The following is a 13,728-nucleotide window of genomic DNA, read 5'->3' on the forward strand; positions in this document are numbered from 1 at the left end:
CACGCGGATGCGGTCAGACAGTCGGGACGGCGACCTTGCCGTCGTAGTCGGCCTGCGCATCCCGTACTTCGGCGAAGTGCTCGATCGACCACGTTTCGAGCGCCTTCAGGGGTGTGAGCAGTGAGCGGCCGGCGTCGGTGAGGGCGTATTCGACCCGCGGCGGCACCTCGAGATACGCCGTACGGGTGACGAGTCCGTCGCGCTCGAGGCCGCGCAGGGTCTGGGTCAGCATCTTCTGCGAGATGCCCTGCACCCGCCGTTGCACGTCCGAGAAGCGCAGCGCGCCGTCGGAGAGCGACCCGACGATGAGCACGGTCCACCGATCGCCGATGCGGTCGAGGATGCGCCGCGTCGGGCAGTCGTCCTGATAGGGGTCGAGCGCCGGTGTCGTCATCGTCTGTACCTCGGTTACCGCAAAGTGCCTACTTACTATCGGAAACCTAGTCTCCTACAGTGACTGAAGCAAGGATCGCGTCGATTGCGGCAGGAAGCAGGGAGAATCAATGACCACCATCACCGTTCTGGGCGGAACCGGCTACACCGGAGGGCACGTCGTCGAGGAGGCGTCACGTCGCGGACTCGATGTGCGGGCCGTCAGCCGCTCGACTCCCGAGAGCCCGGTCGAGGGTGTCGAGTACCGTTCGGTGTCGCTCGTCGACGAGTCGGCGCGCGCCGCGGCGGTCGAGGGGACCGACGTGATCGTCGCTGCTCTGTCGCCGCGCGGCGACCTCGCGCAGGGGCTGCCCGACATCTATCTCGACCTCGCGGGCAAAGCGGCCGCGGCAGGCGTCCGCTTCGGTGTGGTCGGTGGGTTCAGCTCACTGCGTCCCGAGGCCGGCGCCCCTCGTTTCGCGGAAGGCGACGACGTCCCGCCGGCGTTCGCCGACGAGGTGCGCACCATGAACGGCGTGCTCGAGTGGCTGCAGAACGAGGCGCCCGCCGAGCTCGACTGGTTCTTCGTGAGCCCGGCCCAGGCCTACGGCTCGTACGCGCCCGGCGAGAAGAAGGGTGCCTACCGCACCGGCGGCGACGTCGCACTGTTCGACGCCGACGGCAGCTCGGCGGTCTCGGGCGCCGACTTCGCGACCGCCATTCTCGACGAGGTCGAGTCGCCGGCGCATACGAAGGCCCACTTCTCCGTCGCCTACTGACCCCTTACCCCCGCGAGCGCGCTCGCGGGGTTGGTGGGACTAGTAGTGCGAGCGGGCTGCGGCGTACTGCTGGCGGATGACGGGTTGGGTGGCCGGCGTCAGGGCCGCAAGAGTGTCGACCGGCCAGGTCGGGCGTTCACCGGTCAGAGCCCACGCGGCCTGCACAGCTCCACCCGATGCCACGTACTCTCCCAGCGCCGGGACCTCGATGGGCGCGTCGAACACTTCGGCGGCGATCCGCTGCACCGCCTCGTTCTGCGATGCTCCGCCGATGAGGAGGATGCGCGTCTCGCGCACGCCGGTTGCCCGTACGGCGTCGAGGCCGTCGGCGAGCGCGCAGAGCATGCCTTCGATTGCGGCCCTGGCCAGGTTCGGGCGGGTGGTCGACGCGAGCGTCATGCCTGACAGCGTCGCGGTAGCGTCGGGGAGGTTCGGCGTGCGCTCGCCCTCGAAGTAGGGGACGAGCACAAGGCCGTCGGATCCGGCGCTCGCGTCCGCCGCGAGGCGCCCGAGCTCGGAATGGTCGACACCCAGCAGAGCGGCGGTCGAGTCGAGGACGCGGGCGGCGTTAAGAGTCGCGACCAGAGGCAGGAACAGGCCGGAGGCGTCGGCGAATCCGGCCACCGCACCGCTCGGGTCCGCGGCGGGCGCGCCGGTCACGGCGAAGACCGTGCCGCTCGTGCCGATCGAAATGACGACGTCGCCCTCGCGGGCCCCGAGGCCGAGCGCCGCTCCCGCGTTGTCACCGGCGCCGGGGCCCACCACTAGGTCAGCAGGGATGCCGGCGGCCGCGTTCGCGACGGTGCGTCCGCCGCTGTCCGACGGCCCGAGCACCCGCGGCAGGATGGCGTCGTGGCCGAGTGCGGCGACGAGCAGCTCGCGGTCGTAGTCATTGGCCTCGGGGTTCCAGTAGGAGGTGCCGCTCGCGTCGGAGCGGTCGGTGACCAAGGCATGGAGGTCGGGGCCGAGCGGCGACTCGCCCTCGGGGCCGTAGCCGAGAAGGCGCCAGGTCAGCCAGTCGTGGGGGAGCGCGACCGCGGCAACGCGTGCCGCGTTGTCGGGCTCGGCGTCGCGGAGCCAGCGCAGCTTGGTCGCGGTGAACGACGCGACCGGGACCGATCCGGTGCGGCGCACCAGCTCGTCCTCGCCGAATTCGTCGATCAGGGCGCGTGCTGCCCGGGCGCTGCGGGTGTCGTTCCAGAGCAGGGCATCGCGGATGACCCGGCCGTCGTCGTCGAGCACGACCATGCCGTGCTGCTGGCCGGCGATCGAGATCGCGGCGACGTCGTCCAGGCCTCCCGCGTCGGCGATGGCGGCGACCAGCGCATCCCACCACGCGGAGGGCGGCACCTCGGTGCCGTTCGGGTGCGAGGCGCGTCCGGTGCGGACGGTCTCTCCGGTCTCGAGGTCGCGGATGACGACCTTGCAGCTCTGCGTCGACGAGTCGACTCCGGCGACGAGCGCGCCGCCTTGAGCCTGTCGAAAGGGCATCGCTCCTCCAGTTTCAGTGAGTAGTCAGTCGCGAAAACGCACGTTCCGGCTGAATCTGCCAGCCGGAACGTGCGTTTATGCCCGCATCCCTGGCGCAAGCGTGCGCCATGGGCCCAATCGGATCTCAGCGGGCGCCGAGGAGGTGTTCGGTGGCCAGCTGCTGGAGGCGGACGAAGCCCGCGCCCTTGCCGCCGAGGTAGGCGTTCGCGTCGAAGTCCTCGTAGGCGGAGGTGTCCGCGAGCAGGTCGTCGTAGCTCTCGCCCGCGTTCAGGGTCGGGGTGCTGAGGTCGGGCACCTTGGCGGCCGCGAGGGCTTCCTGCACCTCGGGGTCGGCGCGGAAGGCGGCGGCGCGCTCCTTGAGCAGCAGGTAGGTGCGCATGTTCGCGGCGGCCGACTCCCACACGCCGGTCTCGTCCTCGGTGCGGCTCGGCTTGTAGTCGAAGTGACGGGGGCCGTCGTAGGCGGGTCCGCCGTTCGGGCCGCCGTTCTCGAGCAGGTCGACGAGGGCGAACGCGTTGTGCAGGTCGCCGTGCCCGAAGACGAGGTCCTGGTCGTACTTGATGCCGCGCTGGCCGTTGAGATCGATGTGGTAGAGCTTGCCGTGGTACAGCGCCTGCGCGATCCCGGCGGCGAAGTTGAGGCCCGCCATCTGCTCGTGCCCGACCTCGGGGTTCAGGCCGACGAGCTCGGGGCGCTCGAGGCTGTTGATGAACGCCAGCGCGTGGCCGAGGGTCGGCAGCAGGATGTCGCCGCGGGGCTCGTTCGGCTTCGGCTCGATCGCGAAGCGGATGTCGTAGCCCTTGTCGGTGACGTAGTCGCCGAGCAGGTTGACGGCCTCGCGGTAGCGCTCGAGCGCCGCGCGGATATCCTTCGCGGCGTCGTACTCGGCGCCCTCGCGGCCGCCCCACATGACGAAGGTCTTCGCGCCCAGCTCGGCGGCGAGGTCGATGTTGCGCAGCACCTTGCGCAGCGCGAAGCGGCGGACGTCGCGGTCGTTGGCCGTGAAGCCGCCGTCCTTGAAGACCGGTGCGCTGAAGAGGTTGGTGGTGACCATCGGAACGATCACGCCGGTGTCGGCGAGGGCCTGCTTGAGGCGGTCGATCTGGTTCTGACGTTCGGCGTCCGTGGAGCCAAACGCGAACAGGTCGTCGTCGTGGAAGGTGAGGCCGTAGGCGCCGAGCTCGGAGAGCTTCTCGACGACGTGCACCACGTCGAGTGCGGGCCGGGTGGGGCCGCCGAAGGGGTCGGTCCCGTTGTATCCGATGGTCCAGAGACCGAAGGAGAACTTGTCGTCGCGGGTGGGAGTGACGGTCACGGGGACATCCTTGTCTGCTAAATTGTCGTTGCCGCGTACATATTACTCGCACTGCGCGCCGCCGCAACCGGTAGCGTGCACGCGTCGAGACGACGAAAGGGTCGACGTGTCCATATCGGGTCGCAACGTCGACACGCTGCGTCGGGCGAACCTCTCGACGGTGCTCGAACTGGTGCACCGGTCGGGCGGCATCTCGCGGTCGCAGCTCACCGCGGCGACCGGTCTCACCCGGTCCACCGTCGCGGTGCTGGTCGGTGAACTCGTCGATCTGGAACTCGTCGTCGAGACCGACCCCGAGACCACGAATCGGGTCGGACGCCCCTCGCCGCTGGTCGTCCCCGCGCCCGGCCCCGTCGTGATCGCCGTCAATCCCGAGCTCGACGCCGTCACCATCGCGGTGGTGGGCCTGTCGGCGCGGGTGGAGCAGCGGATCCGGCGCGGGATGGATCACATCGTCACCCCCGGCGAGACGGTCGAGATCGTCGTCGAGACGCTCTCCGCACTGCGGAAGAGCGCCCTCCGCGGGCGCCGCGTCTTCGCAATCGCCCTCGCGGTGCCAGGCCTCGTCCGCGCCGACGGCCTCGTGAAGTGGGCCCCGCACCTCGACTGGGTCGACGCGCCCGTCGCCGATCTCGTCGCCGCGCGCACGGGCATCCCGACCGTGGCCGGCAACGACGCCAGTGCGGGTGGCGTCGCCGAGCTGCTCTTCGGAGTCGGTGCCGACTGCGCCGACCTCATCTACTTGAACGGCGGCGCGAGCGGCATCGGTGGCGCCGTCATCGCCGACGGGCGCCTCATCGGCGGAGCCTCCGGCTACGCGGGCGAGTTCGGTCAGAACCGCCCCGGCGTGCTCGACCCCGCCGACCGTCAGACTGCCCGAGGGGTCCTCGAAGACGAGGTGAGCCGCGACCGGCTGCTCGCGGTGCTCGGAGCCGGCAACGTCGACGAGGAGCAGCTCGAGGCGATGCTGCTGGGGAGCCGCGACGACGCGGTGGTGGGCGAGCTCGCCCGCCAACGCCGCGTCCTCGGCGCGGCCGTCAGCAACGCGGTGAATGTCCTCAATCCCTCGCTCGTGATCCTTGGCGGCTTCCTCGGGGCGGTGCTCGCCTCCGACCCGGACGACCTCGCCCGATCCGTCGCCGACAGCTCGGTCGCCGCATCCTGGAGCGACACCGTGATCAGCCCGGCCGGGCTCGCCGCCGATCGGCTCATGATCGGGGCTGCCGAGCTCGGCTTCGCCGCCCTCATCGCCGACCCCTCGGGCGCCGTCGCGGCCGCCGTCGAGCGGGAGTCGCACGCGCTGCATGCGCGACGAGACCCCGCGCGGTCATAGGCTCAGCGGATGGCCCGACCGCGCACTCCCGCTCCTTGGCCCGAGTTCGCAGAGGCCCAGCGGCGCGTGCTGCTCGAGCTGCTCATCGGCGGCGACGAGTCGCGCGTGCGTCTGGCGGAGCGCATCGGCCTGTCGCGGGCCAGCCTCACGCGCATCGCCCGTGAGCTCGTGCAGCTGGGATTCATCGCGCTGGGCGAGGCGCGTCCGAGCGCTTCGCGCGGGCGTCCCGAGGAGATGCTCGGGCTTCGACCCGGCGCGGCGACCTTCGTCGGAGTCAAGCTGACGGGCGACGCGCTCTACGCGGTCGCGCTCGACCTCGGCGCGAACGTCATCGGGCGCGAAGAGGCGCCGCTCGACACCCGCGAGCCGGAGGGCGTCGTCGACCTGATCGCCCAGGTCGCCGGTCGGCTGCTCGCCTCGCATCGGGTTCCCGCCGTCATCGGCATCGGCCTCGCCGGCGACGTCCTGCGCACCGGCGACACCGAGGTGGTCGAGCGGTCGAACTTCCTCGGCTGGAGACCGTCGGTGCCGCTCCGTGCGATGGTCGAGGAGGCGACCGGGGTGACCACGGTCGTCACCAACGACGTGCACGCGCTCGCCGCGGCGCATCACTGGTTCGGCGCGGGCCGATCCGACGCGTCGCTCGTCGTCTACGGGCTCGGCGCCGGCATCGGGTCCGGCGTCGTGATCGGGGGCGAGCTGATGGAGGGAGTCCACGGTCGCAGCGGCCGTATCGGGCACTCGCGCATCGGCGGCATCGGTCGCGTCTGCGACAACGGCCACACCGATTGCGTGCACAGCTTCGTCACGATGCCGGCGATCGAGTACAACTCGGGCGTGCAGCCGGGGGAGTATCCGCTCGTCGTGCAGCGGGCGCGCGACGGCGACCCGATCGCGCTCGACGCGTTCCGGATGGCCGCGTACGCGCTCGGATCGGTCATCGCCGAGTCGGTCAACGCCTTCGACCCCGAGCAGGTGACAGTCATGGGCGAGGGGCTCGACATGCTCGACTTCGCCTCGGACGAGGTGCGTCGGGCGCTCGCCGAGTACCTCGAGCAGCTGTCGCCCCATGACGTACGGATCGAACGGCCGCCGTTCGATTTCGGTCTCTACGCCTACGGCGCCGCGGTGTCGGCGATGCGGACCGTGCTGTCCTGAGCCTGTGCTTCCGGGGCGGATTTTGCGACACGCTGAGGCATATTGTTTTGTCGCTTGACAAAACCAAATCCGATACCAATAGTGGTGGGAGCGCGCTCACGACGAGCGCTGACACAGCAAACCAAGCAAAGGAGCTTCCCCTTATGCGTTCACGGTGGATCGCATCAGCTGCGGTCATGACGATCGGTGCCCTCGCACTGGCAGGCTGCTCGGGCTCCGGCTCCGAGGGCGACGACAACACCCTCACTCTCTGGCACTTCGAGAGCGAGACCAGCGCGATGGGTATCGCCTGGGAAGAGGCGATCAAGGTCTTCGAAGAGGAGACCGGCGCGAAGGTCGAGTTCGAGGCCAAGAGCTTCGAGCAGATCCGTCAGACCGCGAGCCAGGTGCTCAACTCGAACGAGGCGCCCGACATCCTCGAGTACAACAAGGGCAACGCCACCGCCGGCCTCCTCGCCAGCCAGGGCCTGCTCACCCCGATCACCGACGCGGTCGAGGAGTACGGCTGGGACGACAAGCTCGCCCCCGCACTGCAGACCACCGCTCGTTACAGCGACGAGGGCGTCATGGGCTCGGGTGACTGGTACGGCGTGCCGAACTACGGCGAGTACGTCACCGTCTACTACAACAAGAACGCGTTCGCGGCGAAGGGCCTCGAGGTCCCGACCACGCTCGACGAGTTCACCGCGGTCATGGACTCGTTCGTCGCCGACGGCACCACGCCGCTCGCCGAGGCCGGACTCGAGTACCCGCTCGGTCAGCTCTGGTACCAGCTCGCGCTGAGCCAGGCCGACCGCCAGTGGGTCAACGACTACCAGCTCTACGAGGCCCCCGTCGACTGGCAGGGCGAGCCGCTCACCTACGCGACCGACACCCTCACCGACTGGACCGACGCGGGCTACATTTCGACCGACGCGACCGGCCTCAAGGCCGAAGACGCGGGCGTCTCGTTCATCAACGGCGAGGCCCCGATCTTCTTCTCGGGCAGCTGGTGGTATGGCCGCTTCGTCAACGAGATCGACTCGTTCGACTGGGGCATCTTCCAGTTCCCCGCCTCCGAGCTGAGCCTCGGATCGGCCGGAAACATGTGGGTCGTCCCCGCCAAGGCGCCGAACGCCGACCTCGCCTACAAGTTCATCGACATCACGATGCGCCCGGAGATCCAGGCCCTCATCGGCAACAACGGCGGTCTCCCCGTCGCCGCCGATGTCGCCGACATCACTGACCCGAAGAGCCAGGAGCTCATCGAGGGCTTCAACGCCATCAACGACGTCGACGGCCTCTCGTTCTACCCCGACTGGCCGACGCCGACCTTCTACGACCAGATCGTCGCGAATCTGCAGGAACTTCTCAACGGAACCAAGGACACGACGACCGTCCTCACCGACCTCGGTGACGACTACGACTCGTACGTCGATGACTTCCGCGAGTAAGTAAGTAGCACCAGCACCACCAGCCCGGCCGGCCGGCCGACCAGTCGACCGGCCGGGCACCCTCCCCCACGAGGTGACGGAAGAGTCACCGACGCAGTTCCCGAGGTGGACCCCATGGCAACAGCAGTACCCTTCGTGCGCAAAGAGCGTCCGAAGCGATCGCAGCGGAACGCGGAGCAGAGCTCCTTCCCCGACCGGGGAACGCGGGCCGCCGGATGGTGGCTCTACCTCATCCCCGGACTCGCGCTCGTCACGTTCATCGTCGTGATCCCGCTGGTCTGGAACTTCTACCTCTCCTTCACCGAGTACCGCGGCATCCGCCCTCCGGAGTTCATCGGCCTCGAGAACTGGGTGCAGCTCGCCGGCGACGAGGACTTCTGGGCCTCGTTCCGCAACACGATCGCCATGGTCGTCGCGATGGTCATCGTGCCCACTGTGTTGGGCCTCGTCATCGCCGCGATCCTCTTCGACATCATCGGCAAGAAGTTCGGCGGGAAGATCGCGAGCTTCCTCCGCGCCACCTACTACCTGCCGCAGATCCTGCCCGTCGCCATCGCCGGCATCGTCATCGGCTGGATCCTGCGCCCGCAGAACGGCGCCCTCAACGAGATCCTCGAGTCGATCGGCCTCGGCGGGCTCGCCTCGAACTGGCTCGGCAGCCCCGACACCGCGCTGCTCAGCATCATGGCGGTGCTCATCTGGGTGCAGCTCGGCTACCCGGTCGTCATCTTCATGGCCGCCCTGCAGCGCGTCGACCCCGAGCTCTACGAAGCCGCAGAGCTCGACGGGGCCGGCTGGTGGCGTCGTTTCCGCGCGATCACCGTCGGCATGATCCGCCCCGAGATCTTCGTCGTCACCCTCACCTGCACCATCGCGGCCCTCAAGGTGTTCGGCCCGATCTACGTGCTCACCCGCGGCGGCCCCGGCAACAGCACGCTGGTGCCGAGCTACTACGCGTACAGCGAGTTCTTCCAGTCGCAGCAGGTCGGCTACGGCGCGACCATCGCAACGGCGCTCACGATCCTCATCGGCATCGTCGCCATCTTCTTCCTCCGCGCGCAGAGCGCAGCGGAGCGCGCAGACCGGGAGGGACTGTGACCACGACCGCCCCCGCACTCGAGATGGTGCAGACCAAGAGCGAGACGAAGGCGCCCCGCCGTCGTCGGCAGAACCGTCCCGGCGGAGTCGACTGGGTGATCCTCGGGCTCGCGATCGCCGGCGCGATCCTCATCGCGTTCCCGTTCATCCTCATCCTCATCAACAGCTTCAAGTCGCCTGCCGAGTACAACTCGACCGGCCCCCTGTCGCTGCCCGGCCAGTTCTACCTCGACGGTCTCATCAACTTCTGGAACCGCGTCAACTTCCCCGAGAAGCTGTGGAACTCGATCTGGATCTCGGGATCGGTCGCGATCCTGGCGGTGCTCGTCTCGATCCTCAACGCGTTCGCGATCGGCATCGGCCGTGTGCGCGGCAACACGTGGGTCGTCCTCGTCTTCCTGCTCGCGAACCTGCTGCCGCAGGAGGCGCTGCTCTACCCGCTCTACTTCATGTTCAAAGAGATCGGGTTGTACAACAACCCGTGGTCGGTCGTGATCATCTTCACGGTCATCCAGAGCGCGTTCGGCACCTACCTGCTCTCGTCGGTGTTCGGCACCTTCCCGAAGGAGGTGCTCGAAGCCTCGGCGCTCGACGGGGCCTCGCGGTGGACGACGCTGTGGCGCGTGATCGTGCCCATCAGCCGGCCGACGCTCAGCGTGCTGCTCATCTTCTTCTTCATCTGGACCTGGAACGAGTTCCTGATCCCGCTCACCTTCCTCGTCGACAACGCGACTCAGACGGTGCCCGTGGCGATCAGCGTGCTGCAGGGCGACCGCCTCATGGACGTGACCACGACGAGCGCCTCGGCGCTGCTCGGAGTCATCCCGACCCTCATCTTCTTCCTCATCTTCCAGCGGACCCTGACCCGCGGCGTCACCGCCGGCGCCGTCAAGTAGTCCCGCACCTCGCATCACCACGCACCACATTCGTCGGGCCGCGCCCGACGGGAAGGCACGTCATGAAGTTCACCGACGGGTTCTGGCAGATCCGCCCCGGCGTCACCGCGCTCTACGCCCAGGAGGCGTACGACGTGGAGAGCACCGCGACGGAGATCGTCGTCACCGCGCCCACCGCGGTCATCACCTCGCGCGGGGCGACCCTCAACCGGCCGACGTTCACCGTGACGATCTGGTCGCCGATGGAGGGCGTCATCGGCGTGCGCGCCGAGCACTTCCAGGGCGCGCCACGGCCCCTGGGCTTCGAGCTCGTCGGCGCGACCGAGGGCGTCGGCCGAGTGACGACAGATGAGGACGGCGTGGCGACCCTCACCTCCGGATCGCTCACCGCGACGGTCGGCAAGGGCGCCCCCTGGGCACTCACGTTCTCCTCCGGCGGGCGCGTGCTCACCGCCAGTGGGCACAAGTCGCTCGGCTACATGCAGCTCGCTCCCGACGCGCAGGTCGATCCCGGAGTGGTGGGCAACGCCCGCGCCGCGACCGCGTCGCCTGCCGCTTCCACCTACGTCCACGAGCAGCTCGACCTCGGCGTCGGCGAGACCATCTACGGTCTCGGCGAACGCTTCGGTCCCCTCGTCAAGAACGGCCAGACCGTCGAGATCTGGAACGCCGACGGCGGCACCTCCAGCGAGCAGGCGTACAAGAACATCCCGTTCTACCTCTCGAACCGCGGCTACGGCGTCCTCGTCAACGACGCCGGCCACGTCAGCTACGAGATCGGCTCCGAGGCCGTCGAGCGGGTGCAGTTCTCGGTGCCGGGCGAGAGCATCGAGTACTTCATCGTCGACGGGCCCACCCCGAAGGACGTGCTCACCCGCTACACAGCGCTCACCGGGCGTCCCGCCGAGGTGCCCGCCTGGTCGTACGGGCTGTGGCTGTCGACGAGCTTCACCACCGACTACGACGAAGCCACCGTCAACGAGTTCATCGACGGCATGTTCGAGCGCGACCTGCCGTTGGGCGTGTTCCACTTCGACTGCTTCTGGATGCGCGAGTTCAACTGGTGCGACTTCGAATGGGACCCCCGCGTCTTCCCGGACCCCGAGGGGATGCTCTCGCGCCTGCACGAGCGCGACCTGCGCGTCTGCGTCTGGATCAATCCGTACATCGGACAGCGTTCTCCGCTCTTCCGCGAGGCCGCCGACCAGGGCTTCCTCGTGAAGAAGCCCGACGGCTCGGTGTGGCAGTGGGACCTCTGGCAGGCCGGCATGGGGCTCGTCGACTTCACCAACCCCGCCGCGACGAAGTGGTACCAGGGCAAGCTGCGCGCACTGCTCGACCAGGGAGTCGACTGCTTCAAGACCGACTTCGGTGAGCGCATCCCGCTCGAGGTCGAGTACTTCGACGGCTCGAGCCCCGACCGCATGCACAACCTCTACACGCAGCGCTACAACGAGGCCGTGTTCGAGGTCCTCGAAGAGCGTCGCGGTGCCGGAGAAGCCGTGCTCTTCGCGCGGTCCGCGACCGCCGGCGGCCAGCGTCTGCCCGTGCACTGGGGCGGCGACTCGACCTCGACCTACGCGTCGATGGCGGAGACGCTGCGCGGCGGTCTGTCGCTCGCGCTCAGCGGCTTCGGCTTCTGGAGCCACGACATCGGCGGCTTCGAGGGGACCCCCGACGCCGGAGTCTTCAAGCGCTGGGTCGCGTTCGGCATGCTCGGCAGCCACTCGCGTCTGCACGGCTCCGGCTCCTACCGGGTGCCGTGGGTCTTCGACGACGGCACCGAGGAGCCCGGTCAGAGTGCCGTCGAGGTGACCCGTGCGTTCCTCGACCTGAAGCTGCGACTCATGCCGTACCTCTACGCGGCAGGACGCGAGGCGAGCGCCACCGGCGTCCCGCTCATGCGCCCGATGCTGCTCGAGTTCCCCGAGGACCCGACCGCGCTGCACCTCGACCGCCAGTACATGCTGGGCTCCGACCTGCTCGTCGCGCCGGTGTTCAGCGCCGACGGCGTCGTGGAGTTCTACCTGCCCGCGGGCACGTGGACCAACCACTGGACCGGCGAACGCATCGAGGGCGGGCGCTGGCTGCGCGAGACGCACCGCTTCGACACCCTGCCGCTGTACGTGCGCGAAGGCGCCGTCATCGCGTGGGGCGCCCGGGCCGACCGCGCCGACTACGACTACCTCGACGGACTCACCCTCGAGATCCACAAGACGCCGGGGGAGTGGAGCAAGACGCTCGTCATCAGCACCCCCGACGGCGATTCGGCCGAATTCGTGGTCAGCGCCGACGCCGACGGGGTTATCGTGACCTCGGAGGGCGCCGAGCGCTTCGCGGTCCGCGTCGCGGGCGGCAGCCCGGTCGTCGCTGCGAAGGGGAAGGCCGAGCTCGCATGGTGACCAAGGGATCCGCCGACTATCGGGACAGCGGACTTCAGTTCGCCCCCGACTTCGTGATCGGTTCGGCCACGGCGTCGTACCAGATCGAGGGCGCCGCGAACGAGGACGGCCGCGGCCCGTCGATCTGGGACACCTACTCGCACACGCCGGGCAAGGTGTGGAACGGCGACACCGGCGACGTGGCCGACGACCACTACCACCGGTTCGAGCAGGACCTCGACATCATGAAGGACCTCGGGCTCGACTCGTACCGGTTCTCGATCGCGTGGCCGCGCATCCAGGCCACCGGCGTCGGGGCGGCCAACGAGAAGGGTCTCGCCTTCTACTCGAAGCTCGTCGACGGGCTGCTCGAGCGGGGCATCCGCCCGATCGCGACGCTGTACCACTGGGATCTGCCCCAGGCGCTCGAAGACGAGGGCGGTTGGACCAACCGCGGCACCGCCTACCGCTTCGCCGAGTACACCGAGCACGCCGTGCGCGCGCTCGGCGACCGGGTGCACACCTGGACGACCCTCAACGAGCCGTGGTGCTCGGCCTACCTCGGCTACGGTTCCGGCGCCCACGCGCCCGGTCGCACCGACGGCGCTGCCGCGCTCACCGCGGTGCACCACCTCAACCTCGCGCACGGCCTCGCCATCCCGGTCATCCGCGAGACCGCGACGAACGATCCGCAGACCTCGGTGACGCTGAACTTCCACGTCATCCGCGGCGACGACGAGACGACGCCCGAGGCGGCCCGCCGCATCGACGCGCTCGCCAATCGTGCGTTCACCGGTCCGATGCTGAAGGGCGCCTACCCGGCTGATCTGCTCGAGGACACGGCGTCGGTCACCGACTGGTCGTTCGTGCAGGACGGCGACGAGAAGCTCATCCACCAGCCGATCGACATCCTCGGCGTCAATTACTACTCCACCGTCACGGTGAAGATGTGGGACGGCGTCTCGCCGCGCGAGAACGCCGACGGGCACAAGGACGTCGGCGGTTCGCCGTGGCCCGGCAGCCGCGACGTCGAGTTCCAGGTGCAGGCCGGGCCGTACACCGACATGGGCTGGAACATCGCGCCCGACGGTCTCGAGGAGCTGCTGCTGCACCTTCACGAGGAGTTCCCCGAGCAGGCGCTGATGATCACCGAGAACGGCGCCGCGTTCCCCGACACGGTCGAGGACGGTCGCGTGCACGACGTCGAGCGCACCGACTACTTGAACCGGCACTTCACGGCGGCGCACCGCGCGATCGAGAAGGGCGTCGACCTGCGCGGCTACACGGTGTGGTCACTGATGGACAACTTCGAGTGGGGCTACGGCTACTCCAAGCGCTTCGGCATCGTCCGCGTCGACTACGACACCCAGGAGCGCACCCTGAAGGACAGCGCCCTCTGGCTGAAGAGCTTGATCGCCACCCGCACCCTCCCCTGAGATCCGATATTGCGGGCATGAACGCACGTTCCGGCG

Annotated in this window: 11 protein-coding genes; 8 read left to right on the top strand and 3 right to left on the bottom strand. The window is 68.9% G+C overall.

Annotation, left to right across the window (positions count from 1 at the left end):
• Positions 1 to 13: 13 nt before the first annotated feature.
• Positions 14 to 394: a helix-turn-helix domain-containing protein gene (locus tag NGH83_RS01305; RefSeq protein WP_251857280.1), complete on the bottom strand. Its 381-nt coding sequence runs from the start codon at positions 392 to 394 to the stop codon at positions 14 to 16.
• A 109-nt stretch (positions 395 to 503) separates the two neighbouring features.
• On the opposite strand from NGH83_RS01305, the gene NGH83_RS01310 reads away from it, so the two are divergent.
• Positions 504 to 1,151: an NAD(P)-dependent oxidoreductase gene (locus NGH83_RS01310; RefSeq protein ID WP_251857281.1), complete on the top strand. Its 648-nt coding sequence runs from the start codon at positions 504 to 506 to the stop codon at positions 1,149 to 1,151.
• Between the two features lie 39 nt (positions 1,152 to 1,190).
• Here NGH83_RS01310 and xylB read toward each other — a convergent pair whose 3' ends face one another.
• Together xylB and xylA are read right to left on the bottom strand one after the other, a co-directional pair.
• A complete protein-coding gene (gene xylB, locus NGH83_RS01315) occupies positions 1,191 to 2,642 on the bottom strand; it encodes a xylulokinase (RefSeq protein ID WP_251857282.1) in 1,452 nt (483 codons plus the stop codon).
• Positions 2,643 to 2,766: 124 nt separating this feature from the next.
• Positions 2,767 to 3,957, bottom strand: a complete 1,191-nt coding sequence (gene xylA / locus NGH83_RS01320) for a xylose isomerase (RefSeq protein WP_251857283.1) — start codon at positions 3,955 to 3,957, stop codon at positions 2,767 to 2,769.
• A gap of 106 nt (positions 3,958 to 4,063) precedes the next feature.
• Between xylA and NGH83_RS01325 the strand changes: the two genes are divergently transcribed.
• The 7 genes from NGH83_RS01325 (at position 4,064) to NGH83_RS01355 (ending at position 13,692) form a co-directional block, all read left to right on the top strand.
• Positions 4,064 to 5,290, top strand: a complete 1,227-nt coding sequence (locus tag NGH83_RS01325) for an ROK family transcriptional regulator (protein WP_251857284.1) — start codon at positions 4,064 to 4,066, stop codon at positions 5,288 to 5,290.
• A gap of 9 nt (positions 5,291 to 5,299) precedes the next feature.
• The gene (locus tag NGH83_RS01330) at positions 5,300 to 6,448 is read left to right on the top strand and encodes an ROK family transcriptional regulator (RefSeq protein ID WP_251857285.1); all 1,149 of its coding nucleotides are present in this window, start codon (positions 5,300 to 5,302) and stop codon (positions 6,446 to 6,448) included.
• A gap of 143 nt (positions 6,449 to 6,591) precedes the next feature.
• A complete protein-coding gene (locus NGH83_RS01335; RefSeq protein WP_371872722.1) occupies positions 6,592 to 7,881 on the top strand; it encodes an ABC transporter substrate-binding protein in 1,290 nt (429 codons plus the stop codon).
• Between the two features lie 114 nt (positions 7,882 to 7,995).
• Complete coding sequence (locus tag NGH83_RS01340; RefSeq protein ID WP_251857287.1) at positions 7,996 to 8,979, top strand: carbohydrate ABC transporter permease; 984 nt, start codon at positions 7,996 to 7,998, stop codon at positions 8,977 to 8,979.
• Between the two features lie 23 nt (positions 8,980 to 9,002).
• On the top strand, positions 9,003 to 9,875 hold the full coding sequence (locus NGH83_RS01345) for a carbohydrate ABC transporter permease (RefSeq protein WP_251858572.1): 873 nt from the start codon (positions 9,003 to 9,005) through the stop codon (positions 9,873 to 9,875).
• Positions 9,876 to 9,937: 62 nt separating this feature from the next.
• Positions 9,938 to 12,277 carry an alpha-xylosidase gene (gene yicI, locus NGH83_RS01350; RefSeq protein WP_251857288.1) on the top strand — a complete coding sequence of 780 codons (2,340 nt, stop codon included), beginning with the start codon at positions 9,938 to 9,940 and terminating at the stop codon, positions 12,275 to 12,277.
• Entirely contained in the window at positions 12,271 to 13,692 is a 1,422-nt protein-coding gene (locus NGH83_RS01355; RefSeq protein ID WP_251857289.1) for a GH1 family beta-glucosidase, read from the top strand. Before yicI ends, NGH83_RS01355 begins: the two co-directional genes overlap by 7 nt.
• Positions 13,693 to 13,728 lie beyond the last annotated feature (36 nt).

This window comes from Herbiconiux sp. L3-i23 (assembly GCF_023734115.1).
Taxonomy (GTDB): Bacteria; Actinomycetota; Actinomycetes; order Actinomycetales; family Microbacteriaceae; genus Naasia.

Excerpts from the sequence above, each read along its gene's own strand:
- NGH83_RS01330 (WP_251857285.1), top strand. The coding sequence starts at position 5,300 with ATGGCCCGACCGCGCACTCCCGCTCCTTGGCCCGAGTTCGCAGAGGCC.
- NGH83_RS01345 (WP_251858572.1), top strand. The coding sequence starts at position 9,003 with ATGGTGCAGACCAAGAGCGAGACGAAGGCGCCCCGCCGTCGTCGGCAG.
- NGH83_RS01355 (WP_251857289.1), top strand. The coding sequence starts at position 12,271 with ATGGTGACCAAGGGATCCGCCGACTATCGGGACAGCGGACTTCAGTTC.
- xylB (WP_251857282.1), bottom strand. The coding sequence starts at position 2,642 with ATGCCCTTTCGACAGGCTCAAGGCGGCGCGCTCGTCGCCGGAGTCGAC.
- NGH83_RS01340 (WP_251857287.1), top strand. The coding sequence starts at position 7,996 with ATGGCAACAGCAGTACCCTTCGTGCGCAAAGAGCGTCCGAAGCGATCG.
- NGH83_RS01310 (WP_251857281.1), top strand. The coding sequence starts at position 504 with ATGACCACCATCACCGTTCTGGGCGGAACCGGCTACACCGGAGGGCAC.
- NGH83_RS01305 (WP_251857280.1), bottom strand. The coding sequence starts at position 394 with ATGACGACACCGGCGCTCGACCCCTATCAGGACGACTGCCCGACGCGG.
- NGH83_RS01335 (WP_371872722.1), top strand. The coding sequence starts at position 6,592 with ATGCGTTCACGGTGGATCGCATCAGCTGCGGTCATGACGATCGGTGCC.
- yicI (WP_251857288.1), top strand. The coding sequence starts at position 9,938 with ATGAAGTTCACCGACGGGTTCTGGCAGATCCGCCCCGGCGTCACCGCG.